This is a genomic window from Kribbella shirazensis (genome assembly GCF_011761605.1).
GTDB classification, from domain to species: domain Bacteria; phylum Actinomycetota; class Actinomycetes; order Propionibacteriales; family Kribbellaceae; genus Kribbella; species Kribbella shirazensis.
The window spans coordinates 350,933-368,663 of sequence record NZ_JAASRO010000001.1 but is presented as its reverse complement, the minus strand read 5'-3'; the positions used below and the strand labels follow the sequence as shown (position 1 = coordinate 368,663).

Sequence of the window (17,731 nt, the reverse complement as noted above, 5' to 3'; positions counted from 1 at the left end):
CTCGCCTGAGCCGCCTGGATGGCTGGCTTCAGGTTGATGGCGTTCAAGGACCACAGGCTCAGCTCCATCAGTTGGAAACCAAGCATGACCTCGCCGTACGCAGCGAATACGATGAACTGGTCGATGCTCTCGTTGTCCGGTACCTCACTCATGTACACAGGCTAGGCGAGTGACTCGGGTGCCGACCGCAAGGACGAGGTTGCGGCGCGCAGTTGACGCAGCAGCTCGGAGTCGCCGGTTGTATGTGAGTGGCCACGGTCGATGGACTTCAGGCGAGCCTCGTCCTCGTTGAAGGAGTCAACCTGGTAGATCTCCTGGGATCCACACTCCGGACAATACCGAACCACCAGATGAGGGTGGAGATCCATCAACTTCCGGTCGTCGACAAGAGCGTATAGGCGGCCCGGAAACATCACGCTCTTCGACGTGTAATCGATGAGATCCCAGTCAGGATTATCACCTTGGAGCACGCGAAGCCTGGCCGAATACTGAATCGCGCCACTTTCATCTTCGGTCGGAGCAACCGACTCGGCGTATCTGAGCTCCCATCGCGCCAGGAAGCTGGCTGAATCAAGAAACTGTCGAAGCGTGCCCTCTATGACAGCCAGTCGTTGCTGGAACTGATATGCAGTTCTTGGGTAGTCGCCATGAACCCGGTTTCGTTCCTCCAGAAGCTCGGCAAGCAGCGTGGATGCAGGCGTCCCATCGTCCGCAAAGGAGCGGGCGATGCCACCGATATCTCCTTGGCGAGCTAGCTCTTCCGCGACCTGCAGAATCATCGCGCGCTCTCGCCCCAGTGTCGCTCCACCGCGTGTGACCGCAGACACCCAGGCCTTGATTTTATCGCCTCTGATGTTGGCTGAGCCTGCGATCGAGGCGCAAAGTCCAGTAAGCAGCGCAGATACCGTTTCAATGCTGCGATGCGCAACCTCGTGATACCTGTCGCTCGGCGAGGTGGATCGTTCGATGGCGCGCAAGGCGCGCGCAATTGGATAAGGAAACGAGATCTGAGCAATTCGCAAAGTGTCGCTGAACTCGGTCATTTTCCGCAGAGATGCTGTGACTCCGCGGACAGCATCAATCTCAGTGACTAGCTGCGATTCACTCTGGCTGATGAAGAGGCGGTCCAGTCGGTTTCGCAACACTTCGACCTCGGTGGTGATTCGGCGCAGCTCATTGTCGAAGTCGGTGAGCGTCTGATCAACGTAATCCCTGTTCAGGGTGTGTGTCGGGACCGGTACTCGGGACAGCTCGGCTCTGTTGATCCGTTGAATAACTGCACCGGTCACGGTTCCTGCCAGCAACTGCCTTCCGGCATGCGATCGGAGGAACCCAAGCAGGTACCACGCACTCACGGTCCCATGCGGGTGCAGGACAATGGTGTGATCACTTGCGAGACTCGGCCCATAGCCAGGTGGCACGATCGCCCACCGACCGTATGGGCCAGACCGGCTGCCGACGATGTCTCCGGGAGCGATCTCTACTGAACTCTTCGTGTGGATCGTGGAGGATCTCAGTTCGCTCCAGTCTGCAAGCTCCTGCTGGATGTCCTCGGCCCGCACAATGCGAAACGTGGGATCTGCCTGCGCCGGCTCCCGGGCAGCTCTGTTCCTACCAAGCAGAACTTCGCACAAGTCGCCCAGCACGGGCATTTCAGCTGAGCTCAAGCCGTTCGTCTCCACACGAATGTCTACCACAGCCCGTCATGTCGGTAGCCGAGCGCGAGTATGAGCGCGTATTCACGTACGCACCAACCGCACTCGTGGTCCGATGCGAGCGCTGACATCGCGACCTGGTGACTGGTCGCTGAGAGCTGCCCGCTGTCCACCAGGCCGCACCTTCGGTCGTGCCAGCTGCATCGTTGACAGGCGTGTCGGAAGAGCGGCGGCGCCCGCCGGTTCCTGCCGGATCCGGCGAGCTGACCTGCACCAGGATCTGGCAAGACCGCTAACCGCCTACTTGATGCGAGGACCTGAACGCTCAAGGCGCGCCCGGGTTGTCGGCGGCGCTCGAAAACTGAACACTTTCGGCGGTGAAAAGTGAGCACTCGACGATTGGAGAGTGATCACTTTGGAGGACTGGGCGCTGATCAGGAGGTTGGCTGCTGAGGGGGTGCCGAAGGCGCGGATCGCTGAGCGTTTGGGGATCTCGCGGACGACGGTGATCAAGGCGGTGAACTCGGATTGCCCGCCGCGGTATGTGCGCAGGCCTGGGCCGACGTCGTTCACGGCGTTCGAGCCGGCGGTGCGGGCGCTGCTGGCCGAGGTTCCGGACATGCCGGCGACGGTGCTGGCCGAGCGGGTGGGCTGGACTGGGTCGATCCGGTGGTTCCGCGAGAACGTGAAACGGCTGCGGCCCGAGCATCGTCCGGTCGACCCATCGGACCGGTTGGTCTGGTTGCCGGGCGATGCCGCGCAGTGTGATCTGTGGTTCCCGCCGCGCAAGATCCCGCTCGAGGACGGCACCGCGAAGCTGTTGCCGGTGCTGGTGATCACCTCCGCGCACTCGCGGTTCAGCACCGGCCGGATGATCCCGACCCGTAAGACCGAAGACTTGCTGTTGGGCACGTGGGAGCTGATCCAGCAACTCGGACGGGTCCCGCGCCGGCTGCTCTGGGACAACGAGCCTGGCATCGGCCGCGGCCAGCGCAGGGCCGAGGGCGTCGCGTCGTTCATGGGCACGTTGGCCACCAAGTTGGTGCTGCTGCCGCCGAGGGACCCGGAGTCCAAGGGGGTGGTCGAGCGCCGCAACGGCTGGTTCGAGACCTCGTTCATGCCCGGCCGCAGGTTCACCTCGCCGGCGGACTTCAACGACCAGTTCACCGACTGGCTGACCAAAGCCAACGCGCGGGTGGTGCGCACCATCAAGGCCGCACCGGCCGACCTGGTCGACGCCGATCGGGCGGCGATGCTGGCGTTGCCGCCGATCCCGCTGCACCTGGGCTGGCGCAACAAGATCCGGTTGGGCCGTGACTACTACGTCCGGCTCGACACCAACGACTACTCCGTCGACCCGGCCGTGATCGGCCGGATGGTCGATGTCGCCGCAGATCTCGACCGTGTCCGGGTCCGCTGCGAGGGCCGCGTCGTGGCCGAACACCCCCGCGTCTGGGCCAGAGGAACCACCGTCACCGACCCCGGGCATGTCGAGACCTCCGCCTGGTTGCGCAAGCAGTTCCAACAACCCCGCGCCGTTGCCAGCGCAGACGACCTGGCCCGGGACCTGAGCGATTACGACCGCGCATTCGGGCTCACCACCGAGGAAGGAATCAGCTGATGACCGCTACCAAGCCGACCGTGAAGGCCGCTGCGAGCACGGAGGCGGTCAAGCAGATCACCTACCTCGCCGCCGCACTGAAAGCGCCACGAATCACCGAGGCCGCCACCCGGCTGGCCGACCAAGCCCGTGACGCCGGCTGGACTCATGAGGACTACCTCGCCGCGGTCCTCGAACGCGAAGTCAGCGCCCGCAATTCATCCGGCGCCCGACTACGAATCCGTGCCGCTGGGTTCGGTGCGGTCAAGACACTGGAGGACTTCGACTTCGACGCCCAGCCCACGATCCGGCAGCAAGTCGCCGCGCTCGCATCCGGTGGGTTCTTGACCGAGGCCCGCAACGTCGTGCTCCTCGGGCCGCCCGGCACCGGAAAGACCCACCTGGCCACCGCCTTGGGTGTCGCGGCCGCCCGGCACGGACACCGGGTGCTGTTCGCGACCGCGACCGACTGGGTCACCCGCCTCACCGACGCCCACCGCGCCGGCAAGCTCCCCCAAGAGCTCACCCGGCTGCGGCGCTACGGGCTGATCATCGTTGACGAGGTCGGCTACCTGCCCTTCGAACAAGACGCCGCGAACCTGTTCTTCCAGCTCGTCTCGTCCCGCTACGAACACGCCTCGCTGATCCTGACCTCAAACCTGCCGTTCTCCGGCTGGGGAGGCGTCTTCGGAGACCAAGCCGTCGCCGCCGCGATGATCGACCGGATCGTCCACCACGCCGACGTTCTCACGTTGAAGGGGGCCAGCTATCGCCTCCGCGGACGCGGCATCGACAGCCTGCCCAGCATCCGCACCACCACCGGGGAAACCGAGTCCTAGACTGCCCACAACCGCTCACTTTTCAACCGCCGGAACCGACCAGCTTTGGAGCGCCGCCGACACGGGTGCAACTCCTAGCCCGCGAAGCTCACTGTGGCCGCAGACGGCCGGCTAGCTGCGGAGGTGGCGTACCGGGCGCGCTCCACCAGGATGGCCGAGCGTCGACGGTGGCTGTAATGACTACTTGCCGACCTGTGGATAGCTCGGCTGAGCCGGTGCGGGTAACGATGCGTGCGATTCAAGCGGCTGACCGGGACAGACGTCGCGTCGGCGGCTACCGTGGGATCATCCCCAACGCGTGAGCTCGCCTCACTCCCCCCACAGGCCCTCACGCGGGACGGGTGCCCCGTCGCCTGGTGTGGGGCGCGCTCGTTCACCTTTGGTTGGCCCGCGGCGGCCAGGTGTTCAGCTCACATCGTCGGGCCACTGGCGCCATTCGAACGACGTCGGTCGCGTCCCATTGTTTTCGATGAACTCCCGCACAGCTCTACGAACCTGCTCGATGCTGACTTCGGAGTCCTTTGGCCAGGCTTCGCCATGCGTTGCGTAGACATAGAACATCTCATCACGCTGGCTGATGGCACCGGGTACATACGTCACGTCCTGATTGTCGCCGCCGGCGTAGCGAATCCCGCCCACGTCAGCCTTGGCGTTCACCGCTATACGCATCTCATGGTCGGGCAACCCGGCCAGGAGCGGTCGACCGTCCGCGTACAGCGTGGCGACGGAGTAGTCGAACGACTCGCTCAGTAGTGCATCCACTAAGGCATCGGCATCGCCCGCGTTGGTGAGCACGACGGGATCGTCGTCGTGCTCGTGCCGGAAGAACGCTTCCACCCTGCTCATGACTGCTCCTGTTCTGATGGCGGCTGGGGATAGGTCCTCTTGAATCCGTCAGGACCGAATACTGTCAACGTTGATCCTGGCGGAAGAATCAAACCAATCAATGCCCGACATCCCCACTTACCTGGGCATGGTAATTTGTTGACCATGATCGTTTCGTGCTTCAGACCTTGAACTCGCATTCGCATGGCGAACTTTGTTTCCACGTGTGACGGCGTGGTAATGCTATCACCGTGCCTCGGCGGAATTCCCTGTCCCCGTAGGAAGTCCGTCGCTTTCTGAAACCACTCATCATGCCGACCGCTGACCAACTCCTCTTCGTTGCCATCTTTATCGACCCACATGCCGCGGGTCTTCGGCTGAGTCAGCTCGGACTCTTCCCGGCGGGGTAGCGTCTGCTGCAACCGGTGGCCCTCCTCGTCGCTGATCCGTCGCCCCGGCGATGCTTCCTCCGGGCTCGTCTCATCGCCGGCGCCTGTCGTCCGGTCAGGCTTGTCCGCTCCAGGCTGATGGTCCTCGTCCTGGCGGCGATCCGCGGGTCGCGTGCTGCCACCTGGACCGACCGGCCGGCCAGCCATCGAGCCGCCGCTTGGCTCGGCGGTTCGGATGCCGCTGACCATCTGCTCGACCCACTGCTGTGCCCGAGCCTCAGCCTGAGACAAGTAGTGAGCAGCTTCCTCGCAGCGTCGCGCTGCGTCGTCGAGCTGCATGGCGGCCATGCGGGCATTCGGGTTGTTGCTCTGGTTGCCGATCCATGCCGCGGCTTCGCGGCACTTCCTGGCTCGGTCATGCAGATAGCCGACCACCCGCGGTGCCTCGTTGAGGCAGGCGAGCAGCTGTTCAGCGACCCGCAGCAGCTCGGAGGGCATCCGTACGGCCTCGGCTGGCTAGATCTGGTCGGCGTAGCTGCGACACCCGGCGTCGGCGATCTGCAGCGACTGGACCGCTTGGTCGACCGACTTGGCGGCGGCGTCCAGCATGGTGGCGATGTCTTGGTCGGCGCGGGTTGCCGTGCCACGGATGAGCGCCTGGACCTGTTGGCTGGATTGCTCGAAGCGCTGCTTGAAGCCTGCCAGGCTGGCCGCGCCTTGCCGTGACTGATCGGCCAGGCCGTGCAGCTGCATTTTCATCTGTTCGACTTGAGACATGGACGGCTCCTCACTTGGTTGGACGCTCAGCGGTTTGCTGGGTCCGGATTGACAAGCCGCGCGGTGGCGCGGCAATGATGTTCCCGATACGGGAGGACGATCAGGCAGATGATTCGACGCAAGAACGCCTTGTTGGACACGGCTCTGGCCTGCGTGGAGCGCGGCATTCCGGTGCAGGCAGCAACCATTGCCGGTGCGCCGGATGGCGACTGGATCACGGACGCCGACGTAGCCCGCGCGGCCTGGGGCGTCAACGAGCCGCCGAACTTGGCGATCACGTCGTGTCCGACCGTCGCGATCTGGCGCCTGCCGCGGATCGCCGGCGCCTATGGCAAGCGCCTCTACGAGCAGGAGCGACCTGGCATCTGGCCGCCGACGATGCAGCTGCCGAACGGCGACTGGATCACGTGCACGTTGCAGCCCGACACCGACCTCGGGCCGCTGGCGACCGGTGTCGAGTACATCGAGCCCGGTACGCCCGTGGTCATCCCGCCTTCGACGACCCTGGATGGCCGGCTGCGGTGGGACGGGTCGAAGTTCCCGCTGCATCCACTCCCGAGCGCAGAGGCTGTGTTGTCTAAGGTGCTCCGTGCCGAAGAGGAGTACGTCGAGCTGCACGGCCGGCTCGGCTGAGGTCTGACTAGCCGTGCAGCAGGGCGCCACGATTCAGCCCTTTTGACCCACGGCCAGGAACAGCGAGCTTGCCGCCACCAGCTCCGGCAAGCGGTCGGCCAGGCGGGAGCACTCCAGTGCCGTGTCGAGCGGGTCGTGTTCGGCAAGCTTGTCGGTGTAAGGCTGCTTTTTGAAGTGGGCGTCGATCATGACGGTCAGCCAGCCACCGGGCCCAGTGAGGCCGAAGATGTTGACCGGCCGCAGCCCGGCGCTGACGAGTTCGCTCCGTAGCTCGCTCTCGCGGTGGTAGTAGCAGCGCGCCATGCGCTCGTTGTTGGCGCTGTGGCCGGTCTCCAGGATGTCGCGCACGATGCCGTGCCGCGTCAGGAGCGTGTTGGCGAGCGTCGAGCCGATCAGGTTCGCAGCCCGGTTGATAGCTACGGCTGCGAGTACGCCGCCCGGTCGCAACACCCGCAGCGCCTCACGAAGCGCCAAGCGCCGATCGCTGGCGTCAGGCAGGTGATATAGCGGCCCCGCCATCAGCACGGCATCGAATGACTCGTTAGGCCATGGAAGCCGTCGCCCGTCGCCGAGCTCGGCGGTGATGCCTGCTGCGTTGGCCTGGTCGACGTGACGCTGGACCGGATCGAGCAGCACAACGTCGTGTCCTTGGTCGCGGAGCCAGCCAGCGTGCACACCGGGACCGCCGCCGATATCGGCGATGCGGGCCGGAGCCGACGGGAACCACTGGCCGAGGAAGTCGTAGAGCCGGGCTTGCTCCAGTCGGCCTTTGACGGTCGAGTTCAACCGGGCGGCCTCGTCCCAGCGGCTCGAATAGTGTCTCTCGATCGCTGGATCGACGCTCGGCCGATCTAGCGGAATTACGGGCGTATCCACTGCGCTCCTATCATCGAGGTGGAACAGCGGGCGGGCGTCCGCTCTGCAGGCTGTGCGCCCGCCCGCTGGTCTTGGACGGCGCTGGCCGGGTGGTCGCTCGCCCCGGGCGCGGAGGCCCAACCACCCAGCCAGCTGTGACCGAGGCACCCGTCCGGGCCTCGGTGCCTGCTCGGCTGACACGGAGCGGACTCGCATTCACGTCCCGTGCCAGCCGGCAGCTGTGCGGGCCCTGGCCGAGCCCTCCACAGGGGAGAGGGGGACTCGGACAAGGACCGCGGTAGGACGGAGTCGATGGGTGTGCAGCGATCTTCTGCACGCGAGGGGCAGGACGACGACTCCCCACCGACTCCGCCAGTTCATGGGGTGACCTCATGCAGCACGATGCGAGCCCCCGTGACCCGGTCGAACCGCGCACGCACCTCTGCCGGATCTCCCACCAGTGCCAGGTGCCGCAGACTCGGCAGTACAACCGCCGTGATCTCGTAGCGGTTGACCCAAGCGACCAGCGCCTCGAAGGCTTGTGGGGCAGTTTCAGGGTCTTCGACGTACACCGAGCCCATGAGAAAGCCTTCGAGTTGCCCGAACTCGCCGAGTTCACGCTTCATGTCGTCGACGTGTCGGTCGGACAAGTACAGGTCACGCCGGGCGTATCCGAGCAGCAATGGCCGGCTGTAGCCGGTCACCGGTCTTCGTCCATCCAGCGACGGAAGGTCGCGACCAAGCGCTCCCAGAGCCGGGACCACCAGCCACGTCGGTGCTGGCCGTTCACGAGTCAGCAGCACTCGGTCTCACCGCCGCGGTCGCCGGCTCGATGGTCACGCGAAGGCTCGCGAAGCGCCGCGTCATGCCCGCCTGGTACTTCATGGCCGTTGCTGGCTCGGCGGTGTAGTCCGCGATGACATGGTCACCGAACCAGACGCGGACGCGGCGTTCGGTTGGTTGCGGGACATCAGCAAGCATCGTCATTCGCCGCGTACCTCCTCGATGATGTCGCGGATCATGAAGCCGTAGAGCACTACTGCGATGAGCGTGAGGACCCATGTACTCGCTGTCATGGCGACCACCTTCCCGCTCGGGAGGGATCCCGGGAAGGGAGGTTGGGAGGGATGCCAGAGGGAGGAATTGGGGAGGAATCGTCGCCGTTAGGTGCCCGGTGGTCACAGCCTGTGGCACCATCGACGAGTGACGGAGGCGAATGATCAACTTCGCCACGCGCGCGAGCGCGTGGAGTCGCCTCACGCTCCGGGCCAGCCAGCGTCCCGCCAGGATCTCGCCGAAATGGTCAATGAGTGGATCTGGCAGCACCGTGGCCGCCGGACCGACATCGACGCCAATTACATCGGCAAGCTCGAACGGGGACTAATTCGAAGCCCTCAGGCCGACTATCGGGCGGCCCTGAGGGCTATCACTGGCGTACGCACTGATCCTGACCTGGGGTTCCGAGTGCGCCGCCACTCATCCCCACCGGTGGAGAACGTGGATCGAAAAGGTTTCCTCCGAGCGGTTATCGGCGTAGGTGCCGCTGCAATGTCCTCGGCACCGCTTTTGGAACTGCTAACGCCTGATCAGGCAACACCGGTACCGAGCATCGTCACGGAGGCCGATATCGATGGCGTCCGTACGGCGGCGCGGGTCTTCGGCTCGTGGGACAACCACTACGGCGGCGGACTGGCGCGCGAAGCGGTCATCGCCCAGCTCCGTCACTCGGCCGAGATGTTGGACTCCCGTTGCCCCGAGAAGCTACGCGGTGAGCTGTTCTCATCGGTCGGCTTCCTCGGTCACGTCTGCGCCATGATGGCGTTCGACGCCTACGCCCACGACGACGCACGGCGGATGTTCCGCTTCACGCAGGCCTGCGCCGACGAAGCCGCCGACTGGAATCTGCGCGCGAAGACCCTCTCTTCGATGGCGCGCCAAGCCATCTGGTGCGGCGACCCGGACCAGGGCTTGACGCTTACTGAGATGGCGCTGGTGCGGGCCGACCGCCTGACGGCAACGGAGCGAGCCATGCTGTTGGCTGCCCGAGCTCGGGCGTTGGCCAAGCTCGGCCAGGTGCAGGAGACGCTGCGGACAGTTGGCCTGGCGGATGAGCAATTTGCCCAGGCCGATCCCGCTAACGATCCCGACTGGATGCGCTACTACGACCAGGCACAGCACCTTGGCGACACCGGGCATGCCTTGTGGGATCTCGCCGTTCGTCAGGGCGAAGCTGAACAGGAAGCATCTGCCAGGCTGGCTAGCGCCGTCGCCGGCCACACCGAGACCTACGTGCGTTCGCGCGCCATGAGCGGTATCAAGCTGGCATCGCTGACCATGACGGTCGGCGATCCCCAGGAGGCGGCTGTCATCGGCGCGCAGGCACTGAAGGACGCTCGGTCCTTGCGTTCACGTCGGGCAGCTGACGATCTGCGTGACCTGGCGCGCCGGGCGACGGTATTCGAGCGAATCGATGAAGTCGACGAACTGCGCCACGACATCCGTAACGTGCTGGCCGCCTCGTGACAGTGTCACCTTCACAGGTGCTGCTCGAGCAGGCGTGCAGTCAGGTTGGCCTGTCCTCGTCGGGCGCCAAGCCAGTTCGGCTGGGCGAGAACGCCATCTACCGTCTCCCGGGCCAGGTGGTGGTGCGCATCGGACGAAGCGGGCAGCTTGACGCCGCTAGAAAGGAGGTCGCCGTCGCACGATGGCTCGCGTCTGTGAAGGTGCGAGCAGTTGAGACCGTCGCCGGCATTGACCAGCCGGTCGTCATTGATGCCTCGCCCGTGACCTTCTGGCGTGAACTCCCCGAGCATCGTCATGGCACCCCGCCCGAGGTCGCCGCCGTACTCAAACGCCTACACGCCAGCCCACTACCGAACGACTTCGATCTTCCACCGCTTGCCCCGTTCGTTCGCCTGGCCGAACGTATCGACGGAGCGACGACCTTGAGCGAAGACGATCGGGACTGGCTGCGTGGGCAGCTCGCCCGACTCAGGGAGGCCTTCGATGACCTTCCCGCCGGCCTGCCACGGAGCGGGATCCACGGCGACGCCTGGGCTGGCAACGTCGTGGTAACAGTCGATGGCCCGGTGCTCCTGGACCTCGAACGTTTCTCGCTCGGACCGCCTGAGTGGGATCTGGTCAGCACCGCGGTTCGGTTGAGCACGTTCGGCACTATGACGGCCGAGGAGTACCAAGCCTTCGCACAGGCATACGGTCATGACGTGCTCAAGTGGGACGGATTCGATGTGCTGCGCGACATCCGTGAGCTGCGCGTCACCTGCTACGCGGCCCAGCGTGCGAGCGAAGAGCCTTCACTCCGTGAGCAGGCCGATCTGCGAGTCGCCAGTATTCGCGGCCTACGCGGAGCGAGACCATGGCCCGACTGGAAGCCACTGAGCTGAGGCCAAAGACCGAGATTGTGCTGGTCCGAGAAGGCGCCCCCATCGTTAGCGATCCGAGCAGATCGGGCAGCTTGGAATGAGTTCAGCCTCGCGATCACGTCAGAGCAGGCGCCCCTCGACGCTATCGCCGCGTCTGCTCAATCGGCCAGGCGTTGCGAAGAGGCAGCCCGTTGCATGTCTCAGGCTGAGGTTCGAGAGGCAGAGGGTCGAGCAGATGATGAGCGGCATTCGAACCGCCGAACCAAGGGCGGCTCGAGGGGCGGACGGTCGCTAGGGCCCACGGACGTCGCCGTGACGACCATGACGACGAACAGGAAGCCAACAAGCCGGATAAGCCCGCGCGGGCAGGCGATGAGACGAGTTAGGAGGAAGATGGACCACCGTCGCGGGGCACCATCGAGGATCGACCACAGGACAGTGGCTCTAGTGATGGAGTTGGAGAAAGGCCCGAGCCCGCTCCGGTCGTCGAGCAGATTTTTCGGCGACTGCCCGAGGGGCCGGGGGAGACGTCGGGCCGACATCCGGACTTCTGACCAGGCCGGACGATGGAGGCCTGATTCATGTGCGCAGCGGGACGCGAGGACCCGGAGGTACGGCGCCAGGTCTCGGCGGCCGAACCGCCAGCCTCTGCGCGAGAACACGCGGAGAGCGAGGCGGCCCTCATGCGCCGCGGGGGAACGCCTCGAGAAATGACCCTGTACGTGAACAAGCGTCCTGCGGGGGACGGTACGGCTGCGACAACACGTTGCCGTGGCAGTTGCCACCCGGTGCCAAGCTGACGGTCCGTTGGCCAGGCGGCTGTAAGGACTATCTCGGTGATGGGAGAGGGCTCGCATGAACGACTTCTTGACGGCCTACTACGACGATGACGTGGGACAGCAGCGCATCGGCAGCCAGGCCGAGCTCGACGAGCTGCTTGATCGAGTCGCAAGTCTGCCCCGGCCGACCTGGGTCGAACTGGTCAGCGCGGACGAGCTCGCCACGATGAACGTTGGGCTAGGGGCGGCCTTTAGTTCCTTGACGCTCTACGACGACGTCAATGGCTCCGCAAAGTATCGCTCAGCTGGCACCCTCGATGAGCCGCAGGAGGCCACCTTCGACTATGGCGGCGTGCCGACGACCATGGGCAAAGGCAGCGCGATCACCGTGAAGGAGGCTCGTGCGGCGGCCTCTGAGTTCTTCGCCACTGGTAGATGTCCGGAGCTGGTGGCCTGGGAGCTGGCAGTCGACTGAGCGCTCAGATGGAGGTGATCGAACATTCGTCTCTATGGTATCGCCGGTCGAGGCTTCGTCCTGTTGAACTGCCGCCACTCGTTGCCAGCAATAGGCTGATCGCTCGGGACGGGGTCACAACTGACTTCCGGTCCAGCCGCTGATACCTGACCCAAGGACGTCAGCGGCTTACGCGGAGGGAGCGACCATGACCCTGACCTTGACTCGCCGTACGGGGACCGAGACGCCCGAACTCGTCCCGAGAATCAAGCCGCTCTACGCGAACGCCTACTCCGATCCTCCGTACGAGATGTCGGAAGGAGACATTGAGCAGTTCGAGATCCGGTTCACGAAGCATGCCGGCTTGGATGGTTTCGTACTGCTTACCTGGGGGAGCTCGACGGAGGCTTCATTGGGTTCTCGTACAGATTTACGTTCTCGCGTGGACGATGGTGGACCGGTGTCAAGACCGACCTACCCCGCGCAGACGTTGCTTCAGGCCCCTTTTCGCGGTCATCGAATCGGTGTACACACCGACGTCCGTGGCCGCGGCTTCTCCCGCCAGCCCCTCGAACGCCCTTCTCGCCGACCGACCAGAGCCTTTCGCGAGTCTCATCTCCCGCCCAGGTGCACAGGCTCACGCGATGTATCAACGCTGCGGGTGGAAGAAGGTCGGCTCCACGCAAACCCACGCAGACCGGCCCGTTGAGGACATCGACGGCCTCCCGCTGTGCGACGGCATGTCCGCATGAACACTCGAGGAGACGTCTCGATCATGAGAACTCGGCGCGCATCGGTACGCTTGCCCCTGCGCCGGACGTCTCGTAGCCCCGATCTGCAATCGACGAACATGGTGCGCCCAGCCCCTCCCGGGAACAGCCGATCGGCACATACGCAGCAACCGTGGGACGGTGTGGCGTTGGGGGAGTGGTGGGAAGGATGGCCGCCTCACGCGGACGTTTGGCTGGCTAGAGCCGGATGCTGGTCAGCCGGAGCGCGTCTGCGCGTCGAGCCTGACGGGGAGCACGTGGTCGCGCGGCGTTGTAGGCCAGGCTGATCGAGGTCTCGCCGCCATGGAGATAGCGCAGGGGCTCGGCGATGGCGAAGCAAGCCCCCAGTACTCCGATGAAGGAGGCCGCTGCGGCGCGGCCGGCCAGCATCACGGTCCCGCAAGGGTCGGCGTGGCTGTTCAGTGCGTCTTGGTAGGCCTTCGCGCGCAGGGCCTTCTCGCCTTGGCTCTGCGGGGCGTGTTCCCACGCAGTGACCTGAGTGGAGTCGTCAGAGGGTGAGAAACTCTTTACGGCGATGGCAGTGAAGTCGGTCGGCCCTGAGCCGAGCCCGACGTCGACGGCCAGGGCCCAGCCGACGCTGCTGATCAGGCGACGCGGTGCGATGTCGTCGACTCCGATGATCGCCAGGCGCGGCTCGTCGGCCGCGAGGGCTTGGCCGGGCAGAAGGTTGCGCTCGACGAGCCGGGTCGAGAAACCTGCTTGCGCCAATACGGCGTCAACCAGCCGGGTCTTGAGCTTGCCGAGGTCGTTTCCGCCGACCAGGACTCCGGTCGACTCGTTTGCCTTGCTGACCTGCTGGGCGTCCTGCAGGAAGATCATGCAGGACGCCGGGTCGGGGTACGGAAGGAGACGCCAGCACCATGCGTAGGCCTGTCCGAGGTGGCCGAGGCCGACAAACCAAGCTCCGTCGGGTAGATGACGCAGAGCAGGCCCGTTGTCGGCGAGCGCCGTGTCCAGCGTGGACGCCTCTGGCGTCCAGAGAGACAGATGCCGGCTGCGGAACCCGTGGTCGGGTGTGCCTCGGAGGTAGCCGAACGCCTCGTTGACGGCGAGCGCGGCGGCTGCCACGGGTGCGAGTGGCATTTCGCCGCTCTCGCGTAGCCGGGTGCCATCGGTACTCACCGCGGCCACCCAGCCGTCCCACGAGACCTGGAGCCTGATCGTGTTCGTGCGTACCACCACGTCGCCGATCGCGATTGTGGGGTGATCGGCATCGAGAACGCCCGGGACGACCACGACCGCCCCCAGGGTCTCGAGCGCGGCACGGAGGGTCGACTGTCTGAAGCCTGGAACGAGGCATGGGATCTCCGCGTCGTCGGCCAGGGCGGCCGTGACGACGCCCGCGGCCCGCTTGGCGGTGACGGCGGCGGTGAGGGCCGCCACCTGAACCGGAAGCAGACAGGCCTCGGTGCCGAGCGCGAGCTGGATCGTCCAACCTGCAATAGTCCTCTCGGCCGCCTCGAAACTGGGCGCTCCGCTGTCGACCAGGATCTTCGCGGTCCGGTTCAGCGCATCGGGGTCGGGGAGCGTCATCGGCTGCTCCTGTGAGCACCGTGCACCGGCAGCCTGTCTCGCACAGCGGTGATCGCCCGGCGAAGGGATTGCGCAGCCCGGCGCACGGAGCTGCGTCCAGGACCGTCGATCTTCAGAACGGACCGGTTGCAGTTACCCAGGTACGAGGTCCAATGATGGCCTCCGGCGTACACGTGGACGCCGACGAGGTCCGGCTCGGGGGAGCGGCCCAGGTCGGGGACGATGATCGCGACATGACCGGGCTGGCTGATCATCGGGTTGGTGGCGTCGATGCGGCTTTGCCGTACGCCGACGCCCGGGTGGGTGTGGATGTCCGCGACCACGGTCAGGCCGCGAGCTCGGCACAACGCCCAAAGTTGGCTGTAGCCGGTGCCGGCGAAGGTGATCCCGCCAGTGAGGCAGGCCGGGTCCAGGTCGTCGTAGTACGCGACCTCCACGACGTCCTGCGGACGCGACATATGAGCGAGGAGGAACGCTCCGGACTCTCGCGTTCCAGCGCCCCGGCGCGCCAGCTCACGGAGCAGGCAGTGCCAGCGCTCGCGGGTCAGGTGGAGTTCCGGCGTACGTCCGGCGGCGGCCTGCAACGCGGCCGGTGCGGGCGAGTGCTTGCTGTGCATCGGGGTTGTTCCTCGGCTGCTCAGGCGGCGAGCGCGGGACTGGTGGCGGATCGGAGAACGTCTCGAACCAGCGTGAGGTAGTCGGAGACATCGTGGGTCGCGGTCCACACATGTCCTGGGTGCTGTTGCGCCCAGGGGCCGTGACCGACCAGAGCTCGACGGTCGAACGGGAAGTAGAAGGCCCAGTTGTTGCCGCGAGCCCAGTTGGGGTTGAAGACCTCCGAGGCACGGCCGCCGCTGGGCCAGTCGGTGATCGGCAAGAGGGTGCCGCTCTCGAGGTCCCACAATTGGGCGGTCGGCGGTTGGGAGGGGTAGCCGCTGAAGTCGGCGCGCAGCCCGATCGTGCGTCCGGTCGCCGCTCGCACCTCGAAGACGACGCTGATCGCGTCGCGGCCGACGAGCCGCCACCAGCCGCGATCGCCACCAGCCGTGAACTTCACGGCGGCGAGGTCCGCGACCAGCGAACGCTCGTCCGGATCGATCATGGTGTACGTCCCGTTCAGCCGGCGAAACGAGCCGACGGCAGCAGATCGAGCGCGAGCTCGCCACCGTTCGGGGCGAGCGTGCCGATGTGGGTGCCCGGGTCGAGGTCCTCAGTCTGTCCGGGAAGACGCAGGACCAGATCGTGGGCAGTTTCCGGGTCGACCTCGAAGCCGGCGGAGCCCACCGCCCACGCCAGTACCCGCTCGATGGTCGAACCCGGACCGAAGCTGCGGCTGAGGTCGCGGCCGTTGTAGGAGACCGTCACGGTGATCAGGCCATTGCCCTTGTGGACGTGGGCGGCCGCCCCGGCGCCGAGCGAGCTCACGGTCGCGTCGGTGTCCAGGGGCTCGTCGCGGTCCTCGGCCCACAGCACGGACGGACCACCGAGAACGTCTGCCAGGGTGCGGTCGCGGTCGGCGTCCAGGACGTCGACGCCCTCGTGGTCGTGTACGTAGATGCGCATGTCATCTCCTTGGAGTGTCTCGGCAGCCGCTGAACCGGCTGCCGAGTACGCTTTACCTATCTGGTGCATCAAGGTAGCACAGAGATTTACCGGATCGGTAAATGCTGCTAGGAGGAAGTAGTGGACGTGGTGTGCGCGGACCTCGGGGTCGCGGCGGCCATCGAGCCGGGGAGCATTCAGCAGGCGGATCCGGCAACGGCGAACGAACTGCTGCTGACCCTCGCCGCGCTGTTCGCCGCGGCGAACCTGGCCGACCTGGGACAGGTCCGCAGCCGCTCGCTGATCCGCCTCGACAGCGGTGCGACAGCCGACTACTTCTTCGGGACGCGCCGTACCGGTGTCGTTGTCCGTCCCGCGGATCGATATGGCCGCACGCTCGCGACTGCCCATACTTTGGAGAGTCTGATGAAGATCCAGTCCGTCGTCATCTTGGCTGTCGGCCTCGCGCTCGCCCAGGCGGTCAGCGCGTGAGTCCGGTGTCCGGCAAACCCACCGGGTCCACCGGGTCCACCGGGTCGCCGCGTCGCGCGGCCGTCCTCCCCGAGGTGCCCGCGGCGATTCCGCACGACTACGCGGTGCCGCCTGGTGAGCTGATTCGCGACGAACTCGCCGTCCGCGGGCTGAGCCAGACCGAGCTCGCGGCGAGAACTGGGCTGTCGACCAAGCACGTCAACCAGGTCGTGAAGGCCGTGGTCCCGCTGTCGATCGACACCGCCCTCAAGATCGAACGGGCCATCGGGCTGCCCGCACAGCTGCTGATGACTATGGAGGCGCAGTACCAGTCGAATCACGGCAGGGAGGTCGCCCGGCAGCACCTTGGCGCGTTCCAGGCATGGCTGCGACGGTTCTCACGGTCAGACCTCGTCGACCGCGGAGTGGTCGATGCCCACGCCAGCGTCGACCGGCAGATCGAGCAGCTGCTGTCCTTCTTCGGTGTCGCCAGCCCGGATGCCTACGACCATGTGTACTCCGAGGCCGCGTTGTCGTTCCGCCGCGCCCAGCACCTCTCGGTGAACCGCGACGCAACCGCATTGTGGCTGCGGCTCGGAGAACGACAGGCGGAAGCCCTGGACCTGTCGGTATTCGACACGGAGGCCTTCGTCAGGCTGGTCTTCCAGCTGCCTGATCTCACCCGGCTGCCGATCGGCGAGGCATTTCCCCTACTCTCCTCCCGTTGTGCGGCGGTCGGGGTCGCCGTCGTTTACGAACCCGACGTGACCGGCACCCGGGCCTACGCGGCGACGCGCTGGATCGGCACCGGCCGCCCAGTGGTGATTCTCTCCGGCCGCGGCAGGTACGAAGACGGCCTGTGGTTCCACTTCTTTCATGAGTGCGCCCACATCCTCCTGCACCCCAAGCGCCGCAGTTTCGTCCACCTCACCGAGGACGGAGACGACGGCGACGGCGCTGAGTCCGAGGCGAACGACTATGCCCGTCAGGTCCTTTTGCGATCCCGTCAGGACGAGGTTCTTTGGCAGGTACGGACAAAGTCCCAGGCGGTCGCCGTAGCGGATCAGCTCGGCATCGACCCTGGCATCGTGGCCGGTCAAGTCGCATACGCGCTCGGACCGACGGGTTTCAAGGCGTTCGCGGGCCTTCGACGCAAAATCGAACTGTGAGGCCGCGGATGAAGCCCAATATCGGCCCAGTTGCAT

The 17,731-nt window shown here is 65.6% G+C and carries 19 protein-coding genes; 8 read left to right on the top strand and 11 right to left on the bottom strand.

What is annotated here, in order from left to right; translation table 11 throughout:
- Nucleotides 1–161 precede the first annotated feature (161 nt).
- Entirely contained in the window at nt 162–1,562 is a 1,401-nt protein-coding gene (locus tag BJY22_RS01775) for a restriction endonuclease subunit S domain-containing protein (protein ID WP_167203434.1), read from the bottom strand.
- A gap of 499 nt (nt 1,563–2,061) precedes the next feature.
- Here BJY22_RS01775 and istA point away from each other — a divergent pair, with 499 nt between their 5' ends.
- Together istA and istB are read left to right on the top strand one after the other, a co-directional pair.
- Nucleotides 2,062–3,276, top strand: coding sequence for an IS21 family transposase (istA, locus tag BJY22_RS01770; RefSeq protein ID WP_167203433.1), 1,215 nt, complete (start codon nt 2,062–2,064; stop codon nt 3,274–3,276).
- Complete coding sequence (gene istB / locus BJY22_RS01765) at nt 3,276–4,094, top strand: IS21-like element helper ATPase IstB (RefSeq protein ID WP_167203432.1); 819 nt, start codon at nt 3,276–3,278, stop codon at nt 4,092–4,094. Before istA ends, istB begins: the two co-directional genes overlap by 1 nt.
- A 405-nt stretch (nt 4,095–4,499) precedes the next feature.
- Here the strand turns inward: istB and BJY22_RS01760 are convergent, their stop codons facing one another.
- Genes BJY22_RS01760 through BJY22_RS01750 form a run of 3 tightly spaced genes read right to left on the bottom strand, consistent with a single transcriptional unit; the run spans nt 4,500 to nt 6,085 of the window.
- A complete protein-coding gene (locus tag BJY22_RS01760) occupies nt 4,500–4,940 on the bottom strand; it encodes an Imm1 family immunity protein (protein ID WP_167203431.1) in 441 nt (146 codons plus the stop codon).
- On the bottom strand, nt 4,937–5,806 hold the full coding sequence (locus BJY22_RS01755) for a DddA-like double-stranded DNA deaminase toxin (RefSeq protein ID WP_167203430.1): 870 nt from the start codon (nt 5,804–5,806) through the stop codon (nt 4,937–4,939). The genes BJY22_RS01760 and BJY22_RS01755 overlap by 4 nt, the downstream gene beginning before the upstream one ends.
- An 18-nt stretch (nt 5,807–5,824) precedes the next feature.
- Nucleotides 5,825–6,085, bottom strand: coding sequence for a hypothetical protein (locus tag BJY22_RS01750; protein WP_167203429.1), 261 nt, complete (start codon nt 6,083–6,085; stop codon nt 5,825–5,827).
- Between the two features lie 108 nt (nt 6,086–6,193).
- Here BJY22_RS01750 and BJY22_RS01745 point away from each other — a divergent pair, with 108 nt between their 5' ends.
- Complete coding sequence (locus BJY22_RS01745) at nt 6,194–6,718, top strand: hypothetical protein (protein ID WP_167203428.1); 525 nt, start codon at nt 6,194–6,196, stop codon at nt 6,716–6,718.
- A 33-nt stretch (nt 6,719–6,751) separates the two neighbouring features.
- Here BJY22_RS01745 and BJY22_RS01740 read toward each other — a convergent pair whose 3' ends face one another.
- From BJY22_RS01740 to BJY22_RS01730, 3 genes are all read right to left on the bottom strand, one after another.
- Nucleotides 6,752–7,594 (bottom strand): class I SAM-dependent methyltransferase, encoded by an 843-nt coding sequence (locus tag BJY22_RS01740; protein ID WP_337758021.1) that lies wholly within the window; start codon nt 7,592–7,594, stop codon nt 6,752–6,754.
- 356 nt (nt 7,595–7,950) lie between these two features.
- Nucleotides 7,951–8,277: a hypothetical protein gene (locus BJY22_RS01735; protein ID WP_167203426.1), complete on the bottom strand. Its 327-nt coding sequence runs from the start codon at nt 8,275–8,277 to the stop codon at nt 7,951–7,953.
- 82 nt (nt 8,278–8,359) lie between these two features.
- Complete coding sequence (locus tag BJY22_RS01730) at nt 8,360–8,560, bottom strand: hypothetical protein (RefSeq protein WP_167203425.1); 201 nt, start codon at nt 8,558–8,560, stop codon at nt 8,360–8,362.
- A 216-nt stretch (nt 8,561–8,776) separates the two neighbouring features.
- Here BJY22_RS01730 and BJY22_RS01725 point away from each other — a divergent pair, with 216 nt between their 5' ends.
- The 3 genes from BJY22_RS01725 to BJY22_RS01715 all read left to right on the top strand — a co-directional run bounded on the left by BJY22_RS01725 (nt 8,777) and on the right by BJY22_RS01715 (nt 12,210).
- Nucleotides 8,777–10,096: an NsdA family TPR-like regulatory protein gene (locus BJY22_RS01725; RefSeq protein WP_337758020.1), complete on the top strand. Its 1,320-nt coding sequence runs from the start codon at nt 8,777–8,779 to the stop codon at nt 10,094–10,096.
- A 17-nt stretch (nt 10,097–10,113) separates the two neighbouring features.
- Nucleotides 10,114–10,977, top strand: coding sequence for a phosphotransferase family protein (locus tag BJY22_RS01720; protein WP_337758019.1), 864 nt, complete (start codon nt 10,114–10,116; stop codon nt 10,975–10,977).
- Nucleotides 10,978–11,811: 834 nt separating this feature from the next.
- Nucleotides 11,812–12,210: an Imm1 family immunity protein gene (locus tag BJY22_RS01715; protein WP_167203424.1), complete on the top strand. Its 399-nt coding sequence runs from the start codon at nt 11,812–11,814 to the stop codon at nt 12,208–12,210.
- A gap of 947 nt (nt 12,211–13,157) precedes the next feature.
- On the opposite strand, the gene BJY22_RS01710 is transcribed toward BJY22_RS01715, so the two are convergent.
- The 4 genes from BJY22_RS01710 to BJY22_RS01695 are packed head-to-tail and all read right to left on the bottom strand — an operon-like array spanning nt 13,158 to nt 16,076.
- Nucleotides 13,158–14,513: a hypothetical protein gene (locus tag BJY22_RS01710; RefSeq protein ID WP_167203423.1), complete on the bottom strand. Its 1,356-nt coding sequence runs from the start codon at nt 14,511–14,513 to the stop codon at nt 13,158–13,160.
- On the bottom strand, nt 14,510–15,130 hold the full coding sequence (locus BJY22_RS01705) for an MPN domain-containing protein (protein WP_167203422.1): 621 nt from the start codon (nt 15,128–15,130) through the stop codon (nt 14,510–14,512). Before BJY22_RS01705 ends, BJY22_RS01710 begins: the two co-directional genes overlap by 4 nt.
- Nucleotides 15,131–15,150: 20 nt before the next feature.
- The gene (locus BJY22_RS01700; protein WP_167203421.1) at nt 15,151–15,615 is read right to left on the bottom strand and encodes a DUF7665 family protein; all 465 of its coding nucleotides are present in this window, start codon (nt 15,613–15,615) and stop codon (nt 15,151–15,153) included.
- Between the two features lie 14 nt (nt 15,616–15,629).
- A complete protein-coding gene (locus tag BJY22_RS01695) occupies nt 15,630–16,076 on the bottom strand; it encodes a hypothetical protein (protein WP_167203420.1) in 447 nt (148 codons plus the stop codon).
- Nucleotides 16,077–16,196: 120 nt separating this feature from the next.
- Here BJY22_RS01695 and BJY22_RS42800 point away from each other — a divergent pair, with 120 nt between their 5' ends.
- Nucleotides 16,197–16,547 carry a hypothetical protein gene (locus tag BJY22_RS42800; RefSeq protein WP_167203419.1) on the top strand — a complete coding sequence of 117 codons (351 nt, stop codon included), beginning with the start codon at nt 16,197–16,199 and terminating at the stop codon, nt 16,545–16,547.
- A 5-nt stretch (nt 16,548–16,552) separates the two neighbouring features.
- Complete coding sequence (locus tag BJY22_RS01685) at nt 16,553–17,695, top strand: helix-turn-helix domain-containing protein (RefSeq protein WP_167203418.1); 1,143 nt, start codon at nt 16,553–16,555, stop codon at nt 17,693–17,695.
- Nucleotides 17,696–17,731 lie beyond the last annotated feature (36 nt).

Coding starts and splice junctions, on each gene's coding strand:
- istB (WP_167203432.1), top strand. CDS start 3,276: ATGACCGCTACCAAGCCGACCGTGAAGGCCGCTGCGAGCACGGAGGCG.
- BJY22_RS01760 (WP_167203431.1), bottom strand. CDS start 4,940: ATGAGCAGGGTGGAAGCGTTCTTCCGGCACGAGCACGACGACGATCCC.
- BJY22_RS01755 (WP_167203430.1), bottom strand. CDS start 5,806: ATGCCCTCCGAGCTGCTGCGGGTCGCTGAACAGCTGCTCGCCTGCCTC.
- BJY22_RS01750 (WP_167203429.1), bottom strand. CDS start 6,085: ATGTCTCAAGTCGAACAGATGAAAATGCAGCTGCACGGCCTGGCCGAT.
- BJY22_RS01745 (WP_167203428.1), top strand. CDS start 6,194: ATGATTCGACGCAAGAACGCCTTGTTGGACACGGCTCTGGCCTGCGTG.
- BJY22_RS01730 (WP_167203425.1), bottom strand. CDS start 8,560: ATGACGATGCTTGCTGATGTCCCGCAACCAACCGAACGCCGCGTCCGC.
- BJY22_RS01715 (WP_167203424.1), top strand. CDS start 11,812: ATGAACGACTTCTTGACGGCCTACTACGACGATGACGTGGGACAGCAG.
- BJY22_RS01710 (WP_167203423.1), bottom strand. CDS start 14,513: ATGACGCTCCCCGACCCCGATGCGCTGAACCGGACCGCGAAGATCCTG.
- BJY22_RS01705 (WP_167203422.1), bottom strand. CDS start 15,130: ATGCACAGCAAGCACTCGCCCGCACCGGCCGCGTTGCAGGCCGCCGCC.
- BJY22_RS01700 (WP_167203421.1), bottom strand. CDS start 15,615: ATGATCGATCCGGACGAGCGTTCGCTGGTCGCGGACCTCGCCGCCGTG.
- BJY22_RS01695 (WP_167203420.1), bottom strand. CDS start 16,076: ATGCGCATCTACGTACACGACCACGAGGGCGTCGACGTCCTGGACGCC.